This window comes from Streptomyces gilvus, from assembly GCF_022513565.1.
Taxonomy (GTDB): Bacteria; Actinomycetota; Actinomycetes; order Streptomycetales; family Streptomycetaceae; genus Streptomyces; species Streptomyces gilvus.
The window spans coordinates 61,093-81,071 of sequence record NZ_JAKWBE010000019.1; the positions used below are offsets into that span (position 1 = coordinate 61,093).

Below are 19,979 nucleotides of genomic sequence, written 5' to 3' on the forward strand. Positions count from 1 at the left end.
CCATTCGTCGCTGAGGAACATGCCCCACCCGCACTCCTGAGAGGAGCGTCGCCGTGTCTTCCACCGACGCCGACGCACAGCCAGCGCCCGCCCCTGCTCCCCGTACCGACACCAGCCCCCTTCCGGACGGGAGCGGCGGCGGCACCGTGAGCACGGACAGCGACAGCGAGGACACGCTGGAACTGCGCCTGCCCGAGGAACTGATCGCGCTCTTCCCCGAGGACGAGGAACGCCTGGCCGCAGAGGCACCGAGTCGGTGTGAGGCCGGGACCGCGCCCGTCCACACCGGTTCGATCGGCGGCGACCTCCTCGACGACGTCGCCGACTGGGGCCCTGTGACCACACCCGTGGGCGTGTTCCACCTCGCCCCCGTGCACATCGAGCGGGACCTTCCGCTGGTCAGCCGCTGGATGAACGACCCTGCCGTCGCCGAGTTCTGGAAGCTGGCCGGGCCTCCGTCAGTGACAGAGGACCACCTGCGCGCCCAGTGCACCGGCGACGGACGCAGCGTCCCGTGCCTCGGCGTGCTGGAGGGCACCCCGATGAGTTACTGGGAGATCTACCGGGCGGACCTCGACCCGCTGGCCCGCCACTATCCCGCCCGACCTCATGACACCGGAATCCACCTCCTCATCGGTGCTGTCGCCGACCGTGGGCGAGGTCTCGGCAGCACCCTGCTCAGAGCCGTCGCCGACCTCGCACTCGACAGGCGCTCCGTCTGCGCGCGCGTCGTCGCGGAACCCGACCTTCGCAACACCCCCTCCATCGCCGCCTTCCTGAGCGCCGGCTTCCGGTTCTCCGCCGAGGTGGAGCTGCCCGCCAAGCGGGCCGCTCTCATGGTCCGAGACCGGTTGCTGCGCGATCTGCTGTGACGCGGTGCCACGCCATCGTCACTTTTGGTACACCGCCCGAGCCGATCCGGTTCCCACTTCGCAGCGCCGACCGCTTCGACGCCGAAAATCACCGAACCGATGCCGAAACCGAGCGACAGCGGCTCTCGCCCCTCCAGAACGGCACTCACTCCATCCGTCGACGGTCATTGACGGTCCGAAGCGGTCCGATCCGAACCAGGTCGCGGCGCACCCGGCCCTGATCCCGCCCAACGTCCCCGCCTTGATCACCCGTTTGTCAGTCCCGCGCCGTAGGGTGGTCGCGCTATGACGAAGCCCTCACTCCCCGAACTCCTGCATGCCGCCGTCACTGCCGTCGGCGGTACGGAGCGCCCCGGCCAGGTGACCATGGCCGAAGCCGTCGCGGAGGCGATCGACGACGGCTCTCATCTGCTGGTGCAGGCCGGCACCGGCACCGGAAAGTCGCTGGGCTATCTCGTGCCCGCACTCGCGCACGGGGAGAGAGTCGTCGTGGCGACGGCGACCCTCGCCCTGCAGCGTCAGCTCGTCGAGCGGGACCTGCCGCGCACGGTCGAGGCCCTGCACCCCCTGCTGCGCCGCCGTCCGGAGTTCGCGATGCTGAAGGGCAGATCGAACTACCTGTGCCTGCACCGCCTCCACGAGGGCGTTCCCCAGGACGAGGAAGAGGGCCTGTTCGACCAGTTCGAGGCGGCCGCACCCACCAGCAAGCTGGGCCAGGACCTGCTGCGGATGCGTGACTGGGCCGACGAGACCGAGTCCGGCGACCGTGACGACCTCACCCCCGGCGTCTCCGACCGAGCCTGGTCTCAGGTGTCGGTCTCGTCCCGGGAGTGCCTGGGCGCGTCGAAGTGCGCCTACGGCGCCGAGTGCTTCGCCGAGATGGCACGCGAGCGCGCCAAGCTCTCCGACGTGGTCGTCACCAACCACGCGCTGCTCGCCATCGACGCCATCGAGGGCGCACCCGTCCTGCCGCCGCACGAGGTGCTGATCGTCGACGAGGCGCACGAACTGGTCTCCCGCGTCACCGGCGTCGCCACCGGCGAGCTCACACCCGGCCAGGTCAACCGTGCGGTGCGCCGCGCCGCCAAGCTGGCCAACGAGAAGGCCGCCGACCAGCTCCAGACCGCTGCCGAGGGCTTTGAGCGGCTCATGGAGCTGGCCCTTCCCGGCCGCCTGGAGGAGATCCCCGAGGACCTCGGCTACGCGCTCATGGCGCTGCGCGACGCCTGCCGCACGGTCATCTCCGCGATCGGTGCGACCCGTGACAAGTCCGTGCAGGACGAGGACGCGGTCCGCAAGCAGGCGCTCGCGTCCGTCGAGGCGGTGCACGACGTGGCGGAGCGCGTCACCAACGGCAGTGAGTGGGACGTCGTCTGGTACGAGCGCCACGACCGGTTCGGCGCCTCCCTGCGCGTCGCCCCCATGTCGGTGTCGGGCCTGCTGCGGGAGAAGCTGTTCGCCGACCGGTCCGTCGTCCTGACGTCGGCGACGCTGAAGCTGGGCGGCGACTTCAACGGTGTCGGCGCCTCGCTCGGACTCGCCCCCGAGGGCAGGGAGGGCGAGGACCTGCCCAAGTGGAAGGGCGTGGATGTCGGCTCCCCGTTCGACTATCCCAGGCAGGGCATCCTGTATGTCGCCAAGCACCTGGCGCGCCCCGCGCGTGACGGCGACCGGGCGGACATGCTGGACGAGCTGACCGAGCTGATCCAGGCGGCGGGCGGCCGTACGCTCGGCCTCTTCTCGTCCATGCGGGCGGCCCAGCTCGCCGCCGAGGAACTCCGCTCCCGGATCCCGGAGTTCCCGATCCTGCTGCAGGGCGAGGAGACCCTGGGGGAGCTGATCAAGAACTTCGCGGCCGACCCGCAGACCTGTCTGTTCGGCACGCTGTCGCTCTGGCAGGGTGTCGACGTCCCGGGCCCCAGCTGCCAACTGGTCGTGATGGACAAGATCCCGTTCCCGCGCCCGGACGACCCGTTGATGAGCGCCCGCCAGAAGGCGGTGGAGGACGCCGGGGGCAACGGTTTCATGGCGGTCGCCGCCACCCATGCCGCGCTGCTCATGGCTCAGGGCGCCGGCCGCCTCGTACGCGCGTCGGGAGACCGGGGTGTGGTGGCCGTACTCGACCAGCGTCTGGCCACGGCCCGGTACGGCAGCTATCTGAAGGCGTCACTGCCCGACTTCTGGTACACGACGGACCGTAACCAGGTCCGGAAGTCCCTGTCGGCGATCGACGCGGCCGCCAGGAAGGCGGAGGCGGAATGACGGGTGGGTAGTCTGACGCGGCGCCGCGTCAGACTACCCACCCGTTCTCGATCTCCGGCCACCGGGGCCGGACACAACACAGGGCCCCGGAACCGGCGCAGGGGTCCCGGGGCCCGGTCAGGGGGGCGGCCGCCACGAAGGGCCGCCCGCCGCGGCCGTCACACGCGCCGCAGCACCGCCACCACCTTGCCGAGGATGGTCGCGTCGTCGCCGGGGATCGGCTCGTACGCGGAGTTGTGCGGGAGGAGCCAGACATGGCCGTCCTCGCGCTTGAAGCGCTTCACGGTAGCCTCGCCGTCGAGCATGGCGGCGACGATGTCGCCGTTCTCCGCGACGGGCTGACGACGCACGGTGACCCAGTCGCCGTCGCAGATCGCGGCCTCGATCATCGAGTCGCCGACGACCTTCAGAACGAACAGCTCGCCGTCGCCGACCAACTGGCGGGGGAGAGGGAAGACGTCCTCGACCGACTCCTCGGCGAGGATCGGGCCACCGGCGGCGATCCGGCCGACCAGCGGGACGTACGACGCGGCGGGCTTCCCGGCGGTGTCGGTGGGCTGCGCGGTGGCGCCCTGGTCGGAGCCGCGCACCTCGTACGCGCGCGGGCGATGCGGGTCGCGGCGCAGGAAGCCCTTGCGCTCCAGTGCCATCAGCTGGTGCGCGACGGACGAGGTGCTGGAGAGGCCGACCGCCTGGCCGATCTCCCGCATCGACGGCGGGTAGCCGCGCCGCTGGACGGAATCCCTGATGACCTCGATCACCCGGCGCTGCCGGTCGGTGAGTCCGGAGCTGTCGGCCCGGATGCCTGGAGGTCGGCCCGGCAGGGAGCGCTTGTGCCCCTCGGGATTCACGGCTTCGTTCATCGCATGCACCGGCTCGAGTCGGCCCTGGGAGCGGTCCTGGGCAGTGATGGTGGCACTGTCTGCGGTGGTGGTCACGTCGGCCCCTCTCGATGGTCTCCCTGCTGGACAACGGTAGTTGCTTTCGAAAGGTTGCGCCAAACACACGTTCGAGTGAAAAAACGCGGATCGCCTTACGCGATCACGTGTCTGGGTGTATGGCTAACGCGGCACCTAGCGGGCAAAAGGGCTCATTGTTGTACTCTTCACCGCCTGGGTGCTGGCCTCGTGGGTTGGTGCCAGTCTGCCATCCGGCGTCCCGGCAACCGGGAACCGGCCCCCATTTCTGCGGGAGTCGCACGCCCTCTCCTTGTGGCGCCCACGGTATCTCCCCAAGTGCCGTAACGGTACGCCTGCGCGCGTGTGCATTCCGTGCGGCGGAGCAGTCGTATGGCGCATGCCAATGTGCGCGCGACACGCGCGTACGGCGTGCATGTATGAGCCAATCCCCACATCTAGTGGTTGGATTGCAGCAGCAGCCCAGAAGTTGTGGTCCCCCGGGTCTCCGCACCCATGACCATCGCCTATGCTTGGGGCTGCTTCGAGGGGCCCATGGGGCTCAGCGAGGCTATTGAGTCTGCTGTGAGGAGGGTTGGGAGATCATGCACTGCCCCTTCTGCAGGCACCCCGACAGCCGCGTCGTCGACAGTCGTACGACCGACGACGGCACGTCGATCCGCAGGCGCCGTCAGTGTCCTGACTGCTCCCGTCGTTTCACGACGGTGGAGACCTGCTCACTGATGGTGATCAAGCGGTCCGGAGTCACCGAGCCCTTCAGCCGTACCAAGGTCATCAACGGTGTGCGCAAGGCGTGCCAGGGGCGGCCTGTCACCGAGGACGCCCTCGCCCAGCTCGGCCAGCGGGTCGAGGAGGCGGTGCGGGCCACCGGAAGCGCCGAGCTGACCACCCACGACGTGGGGCTGGCCATACTCGGCCCGTTGCAGGAACTCGACCTTGTCGCGTATCTGCGATTCGCCTCCGTCTACCGGGCGTTCGACTCGCTCGACGACTTCGAGGCCGCGATCGCGGAACTCAGGGAGGGGACGCGACGCGCCGGCGCGGACGACGACGACCGCGAGGACGCCGGCGCGGGGAGCCGGGAAGACGACATCGGGCCCGGAGGAACCGCGCAGGTTCCCGAGCCCGCGCACGCCGCCGACTGATCGGCGGGCCGGAACACGGGGCGCAGACCCCTGTGTCCGGCTGGACGGCGGCGATCGAAGACCTGTTGCGGGCGTAGCGAGTGGGTGCCCGCGACACCAGACAGAACACCGTGCCACGGGAACAACGGGGCACTTCAGGGCGTTTTAGCCCGTACAGGGAGGCGGCATGACAGAGACGGCGAGCGGTCCGGCACGGAGTTCCCGCGCCAAGGGCACCAAGGCGACCAAGGGGCTGCGTATCGAGCGCGTCCACACCACCCCCGGCGTGCACCCGTACGACGAGGTGGTCTGGGAGCGCCGTGACGTCGTCATGACCAACTGGCGCGACGGTTCGGTCAACTTCGAGCAGCGCGGCGTCGAGTTCCCCGACTTCTGGTCGGTGAACGCGGTCAACATCGTCACCAGCAAGTACTTCCGCGGTGCCGTGGGCACCCCGCAGCGCGAGACCAGCCTCAAGCAGCTGATCGACCGCATCGTGAAGACGTACCGGAAGGCGGGCGAGGACTACAAGTACTTCGCCTCGCCCGCCGACGCCGAGATCTTCGAGCACGAACTGGCGTACGCCCTCCTGCACCAGATCTTCAGCTTCAACAGCCCCGTCTGGTTCAACGTCGGCACCCCGCAGCCCCAGCAGGTGTCCGCCTGCTTCATCCTGTCCGTCGACGACTCCATGGAGTCCATCCTCGACTGGTACAAGGAAGAGGGCATGATCTTCAAGGGCGGCTCCGGCGCCGGCCTGAACCTCTCCCGCATCCGCTCCTCCAAGGAACTGCTGTCCTCCGGCGGCAACGCCTCCGGCCCGGTCTCCTTCATGCGCGGCGCCGACGCCTCCGCCGGCACCATCAAGTCCGGTGGCGCCACTCGCCGGGCCGCGAAGATGGTCATCCTCGACGTCGACCACCCGGACGTCGAGGACTTCATCGAGACGAAGGTGAAGGAGGAGGAGAAGATCCGCGCCCTGCGCGACGCGGGCTTCGACATGGACCTCGGCGGCGAGGACATCACCTCCGTCCAGTACCAGAACGCCAACAACTCGGTCCGCGTCAACGACGAGTTCATGAAGGCGGTCGAGCAGGGCGGCAAGTTCGGCCTCCGCGCGCGGATGACCGGCGAGGTCATCGAAGAGGTCGACGCCAAGGCCCTGTTCCGCAAGATGGCCGAGGCCGCCTGGGCCTGCGCCGACCCGGGCATCCAGTACGACAACGTCATCAACCACTGGCACACGTGCCCGGAGTCCGGCCGGATCAACGGCTCGAACCCGTGCAGTGAGTACATGCACCTGGACAACACGTCCTGCAACCTCGCCTCGCTGAACCTGATGAAGTTCCTCAAGGACGAGGGCAAGGGCCACCAGTCCTTCGACGTCGAGCGCTTCTCCAAGGTCGTCGAGCTCGTCATCACCGCGATGGACATCTCCATCTGCTTCGCCGACTTCCCCACCCAGAAGATCGGCGACAACACGCGCGCGTTCCGCCAGCTCGGCATCGGCTACGCCAACCTCGGCGCCCTGCTGATGGCCACCGGCCACGCCTACGACTCCGACGGCGGCCGTGCCCTGGCCGGCGCCATCACCTCCCTGATGACCGGCACGTCGTACAAGCGCTCCGCCGAACTCGCCGCCGTGGTGGGCCCGTACGACGGCTACGCGCGCAACGCCAGTGCCCACAACCGCGTCATGAAGCAGCACGCCGACGCCAACGCCACGGCCGTGCGCATGGACGACCTGGACACCCCGGTGTGGGCCGCCGCCACGGAGGCCTGGCAGGACGTGCTGCGTCTCGGTGAGAAGAACGGTTTCCGTAACTCCCAGGCGTCCGTCCTCGCCCCGACCGGCACCATCGGTCTTGCGATGTCCTGCGACACCACCGGCGTCGAGCCCGACCTGGCCCTGGTCAAGTTCAAGAAGCTCGTCGGCGGCGGCTCCATGCAGATCGTCAACGGCACGGTCCCGCAGGCCCTGCGCCGCCTGGGCTACCAGGAGGAGCAGATCGAGGCGATCGTCGCCCACATCGCCGAGCACGGCAATGTGATCGACGCCCCCGGCCTCAAGCACGAGCACTACGAGGTGTTCGACTGCGCGATGGGCGAGCGGGCCATCTCCCCGATGGGCCACGTGCGCATGATGGCCGCGATCCAGCCGTGGATCTCCGGCGCCATCTCCAAGACGGTCAACATGCCGGAGTCGGCGACCGTCGAGGAGGTCGAGGAGATCTACTTCGAGGCCTGGAAGCTGGGCGTCAAGGCGCTCGCCATCTACCGCGACAACTGCAAGGTCGGCCAGCCCCTCTCCGCGAAGACCAAGGAGAAGGAGAAGGCCGAGGTCACGGAGAAGGCCGAGGCGACCATCCGTGAGACGGTCGAGAAGGTCATCGAGTACCGCCCGGTCCGCAAGCGCCTCCCGAAGGGCCGCCCCGGCATCACGACGTCCTTCACGGTCGGCGGCGCCGAGGGCTACATGACCGCCAACTCCTACCCGGACGACGGTCTCGGTGAGGTCTTCCTGAAGATGTCCAAGCAGGGTTCGACTCTCGCGGGCATGATGGACGCCTTCTCCATCGCGGTCTCCGTCGGCCTCCAGTACGGCGTGCCCCTGGAGACGTACGTCTCGAAGTTCACCAACATGCGCTTCGAGCCGGCCGGTATGACGGACGACCCGGACGTGCGGATGGCGCAGTCGATCGTCGACTACATCTTCCGCCGCCTGGCGCTGGACTTCCTCCCGTTCGAGACGCGCTCCGCGCTCGGCATCCACTCCGCCGAGGAGCGCCAGCGTCACCTGGAGACCGGGTCCTACGAACCGGCCGAGGACGAGGTCGACGTCGAGGGCCTCGCCCAGTCGGCGCCCCGCGCCCAGGAGCTGAAGGCCGTCGCCACGCCGCGTGCCGAGGTGCAGGTGGCCAAGCCCGCTCCGAAGCAGGCCCACACCAGCGCCGAGCTGGTCGAGATGCAGCTGGGCATCCAGGCCGACGCCCCGCTGTGCTTCTCCTGCGGTACGAAGATGCAGCGGGCCGGTTCCTGCTACATCTGCGAGGGCTGCGGGTCGACCAGCGGCTGCAGCTGATGTGACCTAGCCGGTCAGGGCGGTGGCACCGGGACTCCGGTGTCACCGCCCTTCGCGTCGTACGGGAGGGTCGGCCGTCTCAGGACGCCGCCTTCGTGTGCTTGAGAATTCCACTTCCCCACAGAAGGATCACAGGTTACGCTCCCCCGGCGCACGACCGGCGCGAACATCGGGGTGGGGGACGTGGGGGACATGGTCGACGAATTCGCCGACACCAAGCAGAACACGGGCGGTGAGCCCGCAACGGGCGGCAGCAAGCCCGAGAAGAGCGTGAACACCGGGGCGCAGGTCATCGCGGCGATCGTGGTGGTCGTCGGCCTCGGGGGCGCGCTGTGGCTCCTGGGGGGAGGCCGGGACGCGGCGGGTGACACCAAGCCCGCCGTCTGCGACACCGCGCATGACGCCAAGTCGGCGGCGCACGTCTCCGCGGCACAGCTGTGCACGGCGCTCAACCGTTCCGACCTGCCGACGCTCCTCGGCACGCCGGACGAGCAGGCGATCAGTGCCAGCGGCAACGTGAGTACGTTCACCTCCGCCGACGGCACCAAGACGGATTCCCCGGAGGCGGACGTCGACCTGAAGACCTACTCCCTGGAGCTTTCCGCGTCCGACGACGACTTGCCGGTGTCCGAGCTCGCCGACTTCCTCGGCGGCACCGTCCAGAAGAGGAGCTTCCTCGGCCACCCCGCGGCCCTGTACTCGGACCACACCACCGCCCTGCGCTTCAACCTGGGCGGCGGCAAGGTTCACACGGGCACCGGAGGCATCGCCCGCACTCTGGTCGTCGCCAAGGATGCCAAGGACGGCGGCGGGTTCTTCGAGGTGTCCGTCTGGCGTCAGGACTTCGCGACACCCGACGACGCGGCGCTGTTCCGCGTCGCCGAGAAGGTGCTGCCGACGGCCCCGGGGTGGACCGCCGACTGACCGGAGGTCAGGGCCGGTCGACCCGGCCCATGGTCCGGGTGAACGTCGCGGGGTCGTCCTCGTGACCGTGGACGCCCGGACGGAAGTCCCAGGAGCCCGACTCGTCCCGCACGAACTCCCCGACCGTGGCCGCCGTAGCCCCGAGGACGTCTCCGAAGTCGTCCTCGGCCAGCACGGTGTAGCCCTCCCGTATGCGCAGGCCGGGGTTGGCCACGCTGACGAAGGTCCGGTGCGCCGCGCGCTGCTGGATGACGACGCCGACGACCACGCGCGCGTACTGGTCGCTGAGCCGGTCCAGCTCCAGCGTCATGACCTCGTCCCAGCCGAAGCCCTTGCCGTCCTTGCTGTCCCGGTTGAGGTAGATGGTGCCGTCGGGAGAGCGGCTGTCGAAGTGCACCACGTAGGCCGGATCGCCGTACGCTTCGCCCACCGGGTAGGTGGCGGCAACGATGTCCAGATCGGTGGGCGACTGACCCGCCGGACTCGGATCCCACTTGAGGGCGATCTCGGCCTTGCGGATCCCCTTGTTGAGGCCGTTCACCACAGCTCCCCTTCCCCGTCTCCCCGTGTCCTCCTTGCGGCCCGAATCCCCGGGCGCACAAGGCCAGTTGCCCATCCTGCCACGTGTGCGCGCACACGCGCGCGTGAGCTGTCCGCCGGAGCGTGACCTGCGCCACGCTCCGTGGCCTTACCATGGCGCGGTGCTGGTCAAGTGGATTCGCTGCACCGTGGTGGACCGCCGCGGGTTCGAGCGGGGGCAGCGGAAGTGGGCGGGGCTTCTGGGGGAGCCGGGGTTTCGGGGACAGGGTGGTGGCTGGAGCCGGGGGCGGCCGAGCGTGGCGCACATCTTCTCGTTCTGGGAGAGCCGTTCCTTCTACGACTCCTTCATGGCCCGTTCGCACGACCGGCTGGCGGCGGCCCAGTCCGGCACGTTCAAGGACGCCCAGGTGAGGCTCTTCGACTACCGCTTCGACGTGAAGACCGGCTTCGAACCGCGTTTCACGGACGCCGATCTGCTGCGTGTCGCCCTGTGCCGGGTGCACGAGGAACGCGCGGAACACTTCACCCTGATGCAGGAGAAGGTCTGGAACCCCGCCATGGCCGGCTCCCCGGGCATGATCCGAGGGCTGTTCGGCGAGGCGCCAGGACATGAGTTCATGGTGCTGTCGATGTGGCACTCGGCGGCCGAACACGGCAAGTACCGAACCGAGCGGGTGGAGCGGCTCGCGCTGCGGGCCCAGACGGAGGCGGACGTCGCGTCGCTCACGGGAGACATCGTGGCCCTCGAGCCGACCTGGATCGTCTGAGGTGTGGGTTTGAGAAATGGACGCGAAAATCGTGCTCTCAGCGGGGTCTGTGATGCGAAAACTGTGTGACCTACGCCGTATGGGGCCCGTACGAGTGCTCGATCGGCCGTCACTCGATCTAGGGTTTTGGCATGGCACGACCACGGCGCATCGTCCTTGTCCGGCACGGAGAGTCAACGGGCAATGTTGATGACACCGTGTACGAGCGTGAACCCGACCACGCCCTCGCCCTCACCGACCGCGGCTGGCAGCAGGCTGAGGAGACGGGGAAACGGCTGCGCGAGGTATTCGGACGCGAGCGTGTGAGCGTGTACGTCTCGCCGTACCGCCGTACGCACCAGACCCTGCGCGCCTTCCATCTCGACCCCGACCTCATACGGATCCGGGAGGAACCCCGGCTGCGCGAGCAGGACTGGGGGAACTGGCAGGACCGCGACGACGTCCGGCTGCAGAAGGCCTACAGGGACGCGTACGGCCACTTCTTCTACCGCTTCGCCCAGGGCGAGTCCGGCGCCGACGTCTACGACCGGGTCGGCGGCTTCCTGGAGAGCCTGTTCCGCAGCTTCGAGGCCCCCGACCACCCGCCGAACGTCCTGCTGGTGACCCACGGCCTGGCCATGCGGCTGTTCTGCATGCGCTGGTTCCACTGGACGGTCGCGGAGTTCGAGTCGCTGTCCAATCCAGGGAACGCGGAGATGCGGATGCTCGTTCTCGGGGACGACGGCAAGTACACGCTTGACCGTCCCTTCGAACGCTGGCGAGATCCGGAGCCGTACGGGATCACCGGATAGAGTGGCCGAGCGATGACCCCTGACTCCTCTCAAGAGCGCCTCGAGCGCGCTCTGGCCAGCCTGCGCGGACTGGCGGTGGGGGACGCGCTGGGTTCCCAGTTCTTCGTACCGGCGAACTATCCGCTGCTGAAGCGGCGTGAGCTGCCGCCGGGATCCTGGCAGTGGACCGACGACACGGAGATGGCCTGTTCCGTGGTCGCCGTGCTCGCCGCCCATGGCCGCGTCGACCAGGACGCCCTGGCGCTTTCCTTCGCCGAGCACCATGACTTCGACCGCGGATACGGTCCGGCCGTCAACCGTCTGCTGCGGCTGGTCCGCGAGGGCGGTGACTGGCGAGAGCTGGCCGCGGAGCTCTTCAACGGGCAGGGGTCCTGGGGCAACGGCGCGGCGATGCGGATCGCCCCGCTGGGCGCCTGGTACGCGGACGACCCGGAGCAGGCGACCCATCAGGCGGAGATCTCCGCCTACCCCACCCATCAGCACCGTGAGGCCGTCGTGGGGGCCATGGCCGTGGCCGCGGCGGCCGCGCTGGCCGCCTCGCCCGGTGGCCTGCCGAGCCCGGAGGCCCTTCTCGACCGTGTCGTCGAGCTCGTCCCCAAAAGCGCCGTCGGCGCGGGACTGCGGCGGGCGCGGGACATGCTCGACTACGACGATCCGGCCACCGTGGCCGCCGTGCTGGGCTGCGGACGGCGTACGTCGGCCCATGACACCGTGCCCTTCGCCCTGTGGTCGGCGGCACGGACGCTCGGCGACTACGAGCGGGCGTTCTGGGCGACGGCGCAGGTCGGCGGGGACGTGGACACCAACTGCGCCATCGTGGGCGGTGTGATCGCCGCCGGGAAGGCGGGTGTGCCGCCGGCCGCATGGGCGGAGCGGACGGAGGCTCTGCCGGGCTGGGTGACGGAGGCTCTGCCGGGCTGGGTGCCCCACACCCCGTGACGCCCGCCAGAGGGGCCGGCCACCAGGATGGCAAGGTCCGGTGAAAACTCTTCGTGTTCGTCGGGAACTCTGCGTGACCATCCGACCGTTGTGCCAGGTGACGGTCCCGTCTCGGGCCGGATGTGGCTGGGCAGGGGAGTTCCGGGGGTGGTCATGCGGTGGGCGTTCTGGCGCGTTGCGCGCGGTGTGCGGATGGCCGGGCCGACGTCCTCGCCGTCGGTCCCCTGGACCCGGCCCGGCCATCCGCGGCTTCGTGCGGGTGTCGGCCGCTCAGACCGCTCCCGGGGTCGCCGTGCCGGCGAGCGCCTCCAGGTCGCTCTTGCGGACCCGGATCACCAGCCAGGCGGTGCCGAGAGCGAGTACGGCCATGGCCGCGGCCGCCACGAAGCCCATCGAGATGCCGTGGGCGAGCACCTGGTGCCCCCAAGTGCCGGGCAGCTGATGCGTCTTGGCGAACTCCGCCTTCTGCTCCGCCGAACCGTCGGAAAGGAACTTCGGCAGCTGTTTGCGCGCCTCGTCCTTGCTCGCCGAGCCGAACACCGTGGTCAGGATGGACAGGCCGAGCGAACCGCCCACCTGCTGCATGGCGTTGAGCAGCCCGGAGGCCGCGCCCGCCTCGTGCTGGGCGACCCCGGAGACCGCGGTCACCGTGAGCGTCACGAAGTTGAGGCCCATGCCGAATCCGAACACCAGCATCGGACCGAGCACTCCGCCCGCGTACGAGCTGTCGGAACTGATCAGCGTCTGCCAGGCCAGCCCGATCACCGCGAGGGCCGAGCCCGTGACCATGAACGGCTTCGGGCCGAGCACCGGCAGGAAGCGCTGCGACAGCCCCGCGCCGATCGCGATCACGACGGTCACCGGCAGGAAGGCGAGGCCGGCCTGGATCGGGCTGTACCCCAGCACGTTCTGTACGAAGAGGACGATGTAGAAGAACATGCCGAACATCGCAGCGGCCAGGCTGAGCATGATCACGTACGTGCCGGAGCGGTTGCGGTCGGCGAACATCCGCAGCGGGGTGATCGGTTCCTTGGCCCGGGACTCGACGAGGGCGAAGGAGCCCAGGAGGACCACGGCGGCCGCGAAGGAGCCGATGGTCAGGCTGTCCCGCCAGCCGGCGTCCGCCGCGCGGATGAAGCCGTAGACGAGGGATGCCATCCCGGCCGTCGAGGTCAGGGCGCCGGCGATGTCGAAGCGCCCGGTGTGGCGTTCGGACTCGTTGATGTAGAGCGGCGCGAGCAGGGCGATCACCACGCCGATGGGCACGTTCACGAAGAGCACCCAGCGCCAGTCGAGCCACTCGGTGAGCATGCCGCCCGCGAGCAGGCCGATCGCACCACCGCCCGCGGAGACCGCGGCGAAGACCCCGAAGGCCCGGTTGCGCTCGGGTCCCTCCGGGAACGTCGTGGTGATGAGTGCCAGCGAGGTGGGCGAGGCGATCGCGCCCCCCATGCCCTGCAGGACACGGGCGGCCAGCAGCTGCCAGGGCTCCTGGGCGAGTCCGCCGAGCAGCGAGGCGAAGGTGAACAGCAGGATGCCGGTCATGAAGACCCGGCGACGGCCGAGGATGTCACCGGCCCGGCCGCCCAGGAGCAGCAGGCCGCCGAAGGTGAGTGTGTAGGCGCTGACCACCCACGTGAGGTCCGTGGTGCTGAACTGCAGTGCGTCTTGAATGTGCGGGAGCGCGATGTTCACAATCGTCGCGTCGAGTACCACCATGAGTTGGCAGGCCGCGATGACCGCGAGCGCGATACCGGGACGCCCGTCCCGGCGCGCCGCACCTGGCTTCTGGTCCTTGATCAACTGAGAGGTTGTCACTATGGGTCCCCCACGAATACGTTAGTGAACGCTCGCGTTCACTGTTACGTCAACCGTAGTGAGTCCCCGATAGTGAACGCAAGCGTTCACTTGAATTGGCGTCGCGCGGCGAGTCCCCCGTCGTTGCCGCGCGGTGCGACTCCGCCCCCGAAACACCCGCTCCCCATGCCCGCTGGAGACACTCAGATGGTTACCTCGCGCTGGACGGCCGCCCCCGCTCAGGCGGCCTCCCTCCGTCGGCGCGGCGCCGTGCTCGAACGCGCCATCCTCGATGCCGCCCTGGACCAGCTCAGTACGGTCGGCTGGAACGGCCTCACCATGGAGGGTGTCGCCGCAGGCGCCCAGACCGGAAAGGCCGCGGTGTACCGGCGCTGGCCCTCCAAGGAGGACCTCGTCGCGGACGCGCTGCAGGCCGGACTGCCCCGCTTCGAGGAGGCGCCCGATCTCGGCAGTGTCCGCGAGGACCTGCTGGCCCTCTGTCGCGAAGCGCGCGACGCGATGTTCTCGCGCCCCGGTTCCGCCGTCCGTTCCGTCATTCACGAGTGCGATCCGATGCAGGCCGAGCGCTTCCACAGCGTGATCACCAACGGGATCGTGGAGCCCACGGTCAGACTGCTCCGTGAGGTCATCGAGCGCGGCATAGAGCGGCACGAGGTGCGGCCCGACGCGGCGAACAGCTATGTCTTCGACGCCATCCCGGCCATGATGATGTACCGCAACAAGATGCGCGGAAGTGAATGGCCCGACCCCGACATCGAGGAGATGATCGACCAGTTGATGGTCCCGCTGCTGCGTCCCGACGGCGCCTGACGGCAGGGGGCGTCGGTTCTGACATGACTTTGGCAAGGCGGGGTGTCGCCGGGTGATCCGCGGGGCGTACGCTAAGGGCGCCATGCCGTACGAACCACCTACTCACACCGTCGAGCGCTCACTCCGCGCCACGACCGGGGCGAAGATCATTGCCGGTGTCGACGAGGTGGGGCGCGGCGCGTGGGCCGGCCCCGTCACCGTCTGTGCGGCGGTCACCGGACTGCGCCGGCCCCCCGAAGGCCTCACCGACTCCAAGCTGCTCACCGTCAGGCGGCGCACCGCGCTCGCCCAGGAGTTGGAGAAGTGGGTGACCTCGTTCGCGCTGGGCCACGCCTCCCCGGAGGAGATCGACGACCTGGGCATGACGGCCGCCCTGCGACTGGCCGCCGTAAGGGCCCTGGAGACTCTTCCGGTCCGGCCGGACGCGGTGATCCTGGACGGGAAGCACGACTACCTGGGGACCCCGTGGAGGGTCCGTACGGTCATCAAGGGCGACCGTTCGTGTGTGGCGGTCGCGGCGGCTTCGGTGATCGCCAAGGTTCAGCGCGACAAAATGATGGCCGAACTGGGTATCGACCATGCAGACTTCGGTTTTGCGGACAATGCCGGGTATCCGTCGCCCGTGCACAAGGCCGCACTGGAGGTGCGGGGGCCCACCCCGTACCACCGGTTGTCGTGGGCGTATCTTGATGCGCTGCCTCAGTGGCGTCACCTCAAGAAGGCCCGCAGCTGGGCGGACGGAAGCGTTCCGGAGATCGAGGGGCAGCTCGGCTTCGATTTCTGACGATTCCGCCCGCACTCATGTGCCACCCGCCCACGCCCGCCGTACCAACGTTTGATAAATATCAGCCCATGCCTCTCATTCCCGAGGAGCCTCAGATTCACGAGAGTGCCCAGGGTCCCCGCGTCACTCCGGCCAGTGGCCGCACCGCGCCGACCCCTCGTCCCGTACCCGGTCCCCGTCCCGCGGCCCCGCCGCGGCCCGGTCGTCCCGGTCCGCACCGGCCCACTCCGCCGGTGCAACGTACGTCGCGCGACACGGCCGCGGCCAAGCCCGGACCATCTGGCCCGGCCGCTCCCGCGTCCCCCGTCGCCGCTTCGGCGACCCCGCAGATCCAGCTGATCCCCGCCTCGGTCGACGGTGCGCTCGACGCCGCCGAAGAGGCCGTGGACCTGCTGCTCGAGTCGGGGCGCGCTCCTGGCGACGTACTCGTCATCACCACCGGCGAGCAGCACCCGTGGGCCGCCCACGAGCTGTCCTTCGGTGAAGCCTCCTACTGGGAACAGCACGACGCGGGCGACGACGTCTTCTACGCCGACGTATCGGTCGCCTCGCGCGCCACCTCGCGTCCCGTGGTCGTGGTCGCCGTCAACGGCGGTCCCGCCACTGCCGCCGCCACCGCCCTCCCGCTGGCCCATGCCCGGGCCGGCGCCCTGCTGATCGTCTGCGGCGACCCGCAGCAGATCAACTCGGTACTGGGCGCGGGCGTCTGAGCCCCCCGGGTACGTCCGGGGGGACACCCAGGCGGCAGGGGTGCCGGTGCGGTGACATCGGCACGGCGGACGCTTCCGCGTGCGCGCACGACCTCAGCGGGGGATGCCGGGTGGGGATGTCTCCGTCCGACTTCGCGGCCGCCGCCGCGCGGTCGCGTCGGTCGCTCACGGACCTGGTGGGGCGGTCACTCGGGCATGCGCACAACCAACCGATCGGGATGCTCGGTCGAGTCTGCCCGTGAGGGACGGACCTGCCGTGTTTCGCCCTGGCAGGCGGGTTGAGCCGGCGCGGGCAGGCCGGGTGCGGTGAGCAGTCGTACGGAGCGCGGCCGGGCGTGACCGGCGTATGTACCCGGTCATGGTCGTGCGGGCCGCGCAGGCGTACAAGAGAAGGCGTGCCGTCCGGGCCGCGCGGCCCCGTGATGCGATCAGCGGGCGGCGGCGCGGCGCAGGACCTCCGAGGCGGCACCGCCGGTGCGGGGCAGCGGAAGCGGCGCCTCGGACATGGCGAAAGGTTCCGGCGAGGAGTCCGCGCTCGGACGGCGACCACCGCGCCCCTCGCCGAGCACCTGCCAGCCGTCCCGGGTCAGCGTGATGTACGCCCCGCAGCGCAGCCCGTGCAGCGTGCACGCGTCACGCAGGCCCCACATCCAGGCGCCGTCCTCCTCCGTCCAACGGGAGTCGCCCTCGCGGCAGTAGAGCAGCACCGCGGTGCGCACCGGGGTGCGGCGGCGGAGGTCGTGCGGGATGACCCGGCGCAACTGGGCGAGCAGGGCGTTGCGGAACATCCAGCCGTCGGCGGGGGCCGGACGGCGGACGAACGAGGCGCTCGCCCGCAGCCGTTCGTCCGGATCGAGCACGGCCACGATCGCGGTCGCGGGTTCGGGGCGGTGCCGGGAGTGCAGACCGCTGACGACCTCGCGGGGGTTGCGCAGCAGCGGGATTCCCGCGGCGGCCCACTCCGCCGGTTCGAGCATGCGGACAAGGGGGTTGACGGATGCGGCGGACAGGTCGGCAGACGTCGACGTGGATGCCGCGGAGGACGGAGCGAATCCGAAGGTCACGGTCCTCCCTTCGGCTACGTGCCCACACTGCGGGCTGGGTCGGATTCGGGGGAGCGCGCACCGCAGCAGAGCCCTACCGGACCACGGGCGAGCCGTGCGGGGAGCGGAGTTCAATTCTTGCTGTCGAACTTGGATGCGGCAACGAGCAATTGGGGCCACTGACCGGTATCTGACGGTCTGTGGTTTATATCCCTACCCAGAGCGCGGTGTTGCGACGCGTGAGGTGACCGTTCACCTCGCGTTCGTACACCGTTGGGGCATAGGTCGTCCATAGGGGGCGCCGATCGGCGGGGCGGACCAGGCTTGTCGCGCACGGGCGCTGCTGGACGGTGGTCAGCCCTGGACGGCCAGAACCAGCGGCAGCACCCCCTCCGCACCGGCACGGAGAAGCAGGCGGGCCGCGATCGCCAGGGTCCAGCCGGTCTCGGTGAAGTCGTCAACGAGCAGCACCGGACCGCCGGCCCCGACCAGGGCGGAGGCCAGAGCCGGCGGCACGGTCAGCGCGCCGTCGAGTGCCTTCAAACGCTGGGCGCTGTTGCTGCGGGGAACGCGGGTCGCGTCCTGCGTGTACTCCACGGAACCCAGCAGCGGCAGTCTGCCGACCTCCGAGATGCGGGCGGCCAGCGAACCGATCAGCCGGGGTCGGCTGCGAGAGGGGACGGCGACCACACCGACCGGACGCGGCTGCGCGTCCGCGACTCCCGGGGCCCAGCCGCCGGGGCCCTTGGCCCAGTCGGAGAGGACGCTCACGACAGCCTTCGCCACGTCGTCCGGCACGGGTCCGTCCGGAGCCTCGGGAGCGAACATCGGGCGTAGCCGGTTCCCCCAGCCGATGTCCGACAGACGGCCCAACGCCCTTCCGGCGGCGGCCTGTTCGCCGGCCGGGATGCGCCCCTTGAGGTCGACTCCGATCGCCGGCAGCCCGGTCGGCCACATGCGACGCGGCTCCACCTCCACGCCCGCCCGGCCCAGATCGTCCCGCGCAGCGTCCAGGGCGGCCGTGGACGTGCCGCCGGTGAACCGTGCTCCCGCGCAGTTGTCGCAGCGGCCGCAGGGCTTGGCCCCCTCGTCGTCCAACTGGCGTTGCAGGAACTCCATCCGACAGTCCGTCGTCGACGCGTAGTCGCGCATCGCCTGCTGCTCGGCCGCACGCTGCCGGGCGACCCACGCGTACCGCTCGGCGTCGTACGTCCAGGGGCGGCCGGTCGCGATCCAGCCGCCCTTGACCCGCTTGACCGCACCGTCGACGTCGAGCACCTTGAGCATGCTCTCCAGGCGGGAGCGGCGCAGTTCCACCAGCGGCTCCAGGGCCGGTAGGGAGAGTGGCCTGTCCGCGCGCACGAGGACGTCCAGCGTGCGGCGCACGAGGTCCTCCGACGGGAAGGCCAGTGACGCGAAGTACTCCCAGATCGCCTCGTCCTCCTTGCCCGGGAGCAACAGCACCTCGGCGTGCTCGACACCGCGTCCGGCGCGGCCCACCTGCTGGTAGTAGGCGATGGGGGAGGAGGGCGAGCCGAGGTGCACCACGAAGCCGAGATCCGGCTTGTCGAAGCCCATGCCGAGCGCGGAGGTCGCGACCAGGGCCTTCACCCGGTTGGCGAGGAGGTCGTCCTCCGCCTGCAGTCGGTCGGCGTTCTCCGTCTTGCCGGTGTACGAGGCGACCGTGTGCCCGCGGTGCCGGAGAAAGGCGGTGACCTCCTCGGCGGCGGCCACTGTGAGCGTGTAAATGATCCCGGAACCCGGCAGCTCGTCCAGGTGATCGGCGAGCCAGGCCATTCGGTGTGCGGCGTCCGGCAGCCGCAGAACCCCCAGGGTCAGGCTCTCCCGGTCCAGCGGACCGCGCAGTACCAGGGCGTCCGACGTACCGCCGGTGCCGAGCTGCTCGGCGACATCCGCGGTCACCCGGGCGTTGGCGGTCGCCGTGGTCGCCAGTACGGGAACCCCCGGCGGGAGGTCGCCCAGCATGGTGCGCAGCCGTCGGTAGTCGGGGCGGAAGTCGTGGCCCCAGTCGGAGATGCAGTGCGCCTCGTCGACCACGAGCAGCCCGGTCGCGGCGGCGAGCTTGGGCAGCACCTGGTCCCGGAAGTCCGGATTGTTGAGCCGCTCCGGGCTGACCAGCAGCACGTCGACCTCGCCCGCCGCGATCTCGTCCTGAACCGACTCCCACTCCTCTGTGTTCGAGGAGTTGATGGTCCTTGCATGGATTCCGGCCCGGGCCGCGGCCTCGACCTGGTTGCGCATGAGCGCGAGCAGCGGGGAGACGATCACCGTCGGACCGCTGCCCTGGGCACGCAGCAGCGAGGTCGCCACGAAGTACACCGCGGACTTGCCCCACCCCGTGCGCTGCACGACCAGCGCCCGGCGTCTGTCGGCGACCAGCGCCTCGATCGCCCGCCACTGGTCCTCACGCAGCCGGGCCGCGCCGCTGGTGTCCCCGACCAGTCGGGCGAGGACCGCGTCGGCGGCCGCCCGCAGTTCCGCGTTGCTCGTGTGCTCCATGCGTTCCATCCAACAGGACGCCACTGACAATCCGGACCAGGGTGGGGCGGCACGTTGCCGGGGCGATGACGGGCCT

16 protein-coding genes are annotated in these 19,979 nt (G+C 69.8%); 11 read left to right on the top strand and 5 right to left on the bottom strand.

All coding sequences use genetic code 11. The features are described from left to right. Positions 1 to 53 precede the first annotated feature (53 nt). The gene (locus MKW14_RS26545) at positions 54 to 872 is read left to right on the top strand and encodes a GNAT family N-acetyltransferase (protein ID WP_374116600.1); all 819 of its coding nucleotides are present in this window, start codon (positions 54 to 56) and stop codon (positions 870 to 872) included. A gap of 285 nt (positions 873 to 1,157) precedes the next feature. Further along, positions 1,158 to 3,134: an ATP-dependent DNA helicase gene (locus MKW14_RS26550; RefSeq protein ID WP_240866153.1), complete on the top strand. Its 1,977-nt coding sequence runs from the start codon at positions 1,158 to 1,160 to the stop codon at positions 3,132 to 3,134. A 158-nt stretch (positions 3,135 to 3,292) separates the two neighbouring features. Here MKW14_RS26550 and lexA read toward each other — a convergent pair whose 3' ends face one another. Continuing rightward, complete coding sequence (gene lexA, locus MKW14_RS26555) at positions 3,293 to 4,072, bottom strand: transcriptional repressor LexA (protein ID WP_240866155.1); 780 nt, start codon at positions 4,070 to 4,072, stop codon at positions 3,293 to 3,295. Positions 4,073 to 4,635: 563 nt separating this feature from the next. Between lexA and nrdR the strand changes: the two genes are divergently transcribed. The 3 genes from nrdR to MKW14_RS26570 all read left to right on the top strand — a co-directional run bounded on the left by nrdR (position 4,636) and on the right by MKW14_RS26570 (position 9,181). Then, positions 4,636 to 5,196 carry a transcriptional regulator NrdR gene (nrdR, locus tag MKW14_RS26560; protein ID WP_240866157.1) on the top strand — a complete coding sequence of 187 codons (561 nt, stop codon included), beginning with the start codon at positions 4,636 to 4,638 and terminating at the stop codon, positions 5,194 to 5,196. Between the two features lie 166 nt (positions 5,197 to 5,362). After that, entirely contained in the window at positions 5,363 to 8,257 is a 2,895-nt protein-coding gene (locus tag MKW14_RS26565) for a vitamin B12-dependent ribonucleotide reductase (protein WP_240866159.1), read from the top strand. Between the two features lie 192 nt (positions 8,258 to 8,449). Further along, a complete protein-coding gene (locus MKW14_RS26570; protein WP_240866161.1) occupies positions 8,450 to 9,181 on the top strand; it encodes a DUF6215 domain-containing protein in 732 nt (243 codons plus the stop codon). A gap of 7 nt (positions 9,182 to 9,188) precedes the next feature. On the opposite strand, the gene MKW14_RS26575 is transcribed toward MKW14_RS26570, so the two are convergent. Next, a complete protein-coding gene (locus MKW14_RS26575) occupies positions 9,189 to 9,722 on the bottom strand; it encodes a TerD family protein (RefSeq protein ID WP_240866163.1) in 534 nt (177 codons plus the stop codon). Between the two features lie 160 nt (positions 9,723 to 9,882). On the opposite strand from MKW14_RS26575, the gene MKW14_RS26580 reads away from it, so the two are divergent. The 3 genes from MKW14_RS26580 (at position 9,883) to MKW14_RS26590 (ending at position 12,218) form a co-directional block, all read left to right on the top strand. Continuing rightward, complete coding sequence (locus tag MKW14_RS26580) at positions 9,883 to 10,488, top strand: YdbC family protein (RefSeq protein WP_240866165.1); 606 nt, start codon at positions 9,883 to 9,885, stop codon at positions 10,486 to 10,488. 131 nt (positions 10,489 to 10,619) lie between these two features. Beyond that, positions 10,620 to 11,279, top strand: a complete 660-nt coding sequence (locus MKW14_RS26585) for a histidine phosphatase family protein (RefSeq protein ID WP_240866168.1) — start codon at positions 10,620 to 10,622, stop codon at positions 11,277 to 11,279. Between the two features lie 12 nt (positions 11,280 to 11,291). Continuing rightward, complete coding sequence (locus MKW14_RS26590) at positions 11,292 to 12,218, top strand: ADP-ribosylglycohydrolase family protein (protein ID WP_240866171.1); 927 nt, start codon at positions 11,292 to 11,294, stop codon at positions 12,216 to 12,218. Between the two features lie 270 nt (positions 12,219 to 12,488). On the opposite strand, the gene MKW14_RS26595 is transcribed toward MKW14_RS26590, so the two are convergent. Continuing rightward, a complete protein-coding gene (locus MKW14_RS26595; RefSeq protein ID WP_240866172.1) occupies positions 12,489 to 14,036 on the bottom strand; it encodes an MFS transporter in 1,548 nt (515 codons plus the stop codon). Positions 14,037 to 14,222: 186 nt separating this feature from the next. On the opposite strand from MKW14_RS26595, the gene MKW14_RS26600 reads away from it, so the two are divergent. The 3 genes from MKW14_RS26600 (at position 14,223) to MKW14_RS26610 (ending at position 16,340) form a co-directional block, all read left to right on the top strand. After that, entirely contained in the window at positions 14,223 to 14,846 is a 624-nt protein-coding gene (locus MKW14_RS26600; RefSeq protein ID WP_240866177.1) for a TetR/AcrR family transcriptional regulator, read from the top strand. 82 nt (positions 14,847 to 14,928) lie between these two features. Next, positions 14,929 to 15,630 (top strand): ribonuclease HII, encoded by a 702-nt coding sequence (gene rnhB, locus MKW14_RS26605; protein ID WP_208783773.1) that lies wholly within the window; start codon positions 14,929 to 14,931, stop codon positions 15,628 to 15,630. Positions 15,631 to 15,698: 68 nt separating this feature from the next. After that, positions 15,699 to 16,340, top strand: a complete 642-nt coding sequence (locus tag MKW14_RS26610; protein WP_240866179.1) for a hypothetical protein — start codon at positions 15,699 to 15,701, stop codon at positions 16,338 to 16,340. A 428-nt stretch (positions 16,341 to 16,768) separates the two neighbouring features. Here the strand turns inward: MKW14_RS26610 and MKW14_RS26615 are convergent, their stop codons facing one another. After that, positions 16,769 to 17,404, bottom strand: a complete 636-nt coding sequence (locus tag MKW14_RS26615) for a hypothetical protein (RefSeq protein WP_240866181.1) — start codon at positions 17,402 to 17,404, stop codon at positions 16,769 to 16,771. Positions 17,405 to 17,737: 333 nt separating this feature from the next. After that, complete coding sequence (locus MKW14_RS26620) at positions 17,738 to 19,903, bottom strand: RecQ family ATP-dependent DNA helicase (protein WP_240866182.1); 2,166 nt, start codon at positions 19,901 to 19,903, stop codon at positions 17,738 to 17,740. Between the last annotated feature and the right edge of the window lie 76 nt (positions 19,904 to 19,979).

Excerpts from the sequence above, each read along its gene's own strand:
- MKW14_RS26550 (WP_240866153.1), top strand. The coding sequence starts at position 1,158 with ATGACGAAGCCCTCACTCCCCGAACTCCTGCATGCCGCCGTCACTGCC.
- nrdR (WP_240866157.1), top strand. The coding sequence starts at position 4,636 with ATGCACTGCCCCTTCTGCAGGCACCCCGACAGCCGCGTCGTCGACAGT.
- MKW14_RS26565 (WP_240866159.1), top strand. The coding sequence starts at position 5,363 with ATGACAGAGACGGCGAGCGGTCCGGCACGGAGTTCCCGCGCCAAGGGC.
- MKW14_RS26570 (WP_240866161.1), top strand. The coding sequence starts at position 8,450 with ATGGTCGACGAATTCGCCGACACCAAGCAGAACACGGGCGGTGAGCCC.
- MKW14_RS26585 (WP_240866168.1), top strand. The coding sequence starts at position 10,620 with ATGGCACGACCACGGCGCATCGTCCTTGTCCGGCACGGAGAGTCAACG.
- MKW14_RS26590 (WP_240866171.1), top strand. The coding sequence starts at position 11,292 with ATGACCCCTGACTCCTCTCAAGAGCGCCTCGAGCGCGCTCTGGCCAGC.
- MKW14_RS26600 (WP_240866177.1), top strand. The coding sequence starts at position 14,223 with ATGGTTACCTCGCGCTGGACGGCCGCCCCCGCTCAGGCGGCCTCCCTC.
- rnhB (WP_208783773.1), top strand. The coding sequence starts at position 14,929 with ATGCCGTACGAACCACCTACTCACACCGTCGAGCGCTCACTCCGCGCC.
- MKW14_RS26610 (WP_240866179.1), top strand. The coding sequence starts at position 15,699 with ATGCCTCTCATTCCCGAGGAGCCTCAGATTCACGAGAGTGCCCAGGGT.
- MKW14_RS26620 (WP_240866182.1), bottom strand. The coding sequence starts at position 19,903 with ATGGAGCACACGAGCAACGCGGAACTGCGGGCGGCCGCCGACGCGGTC.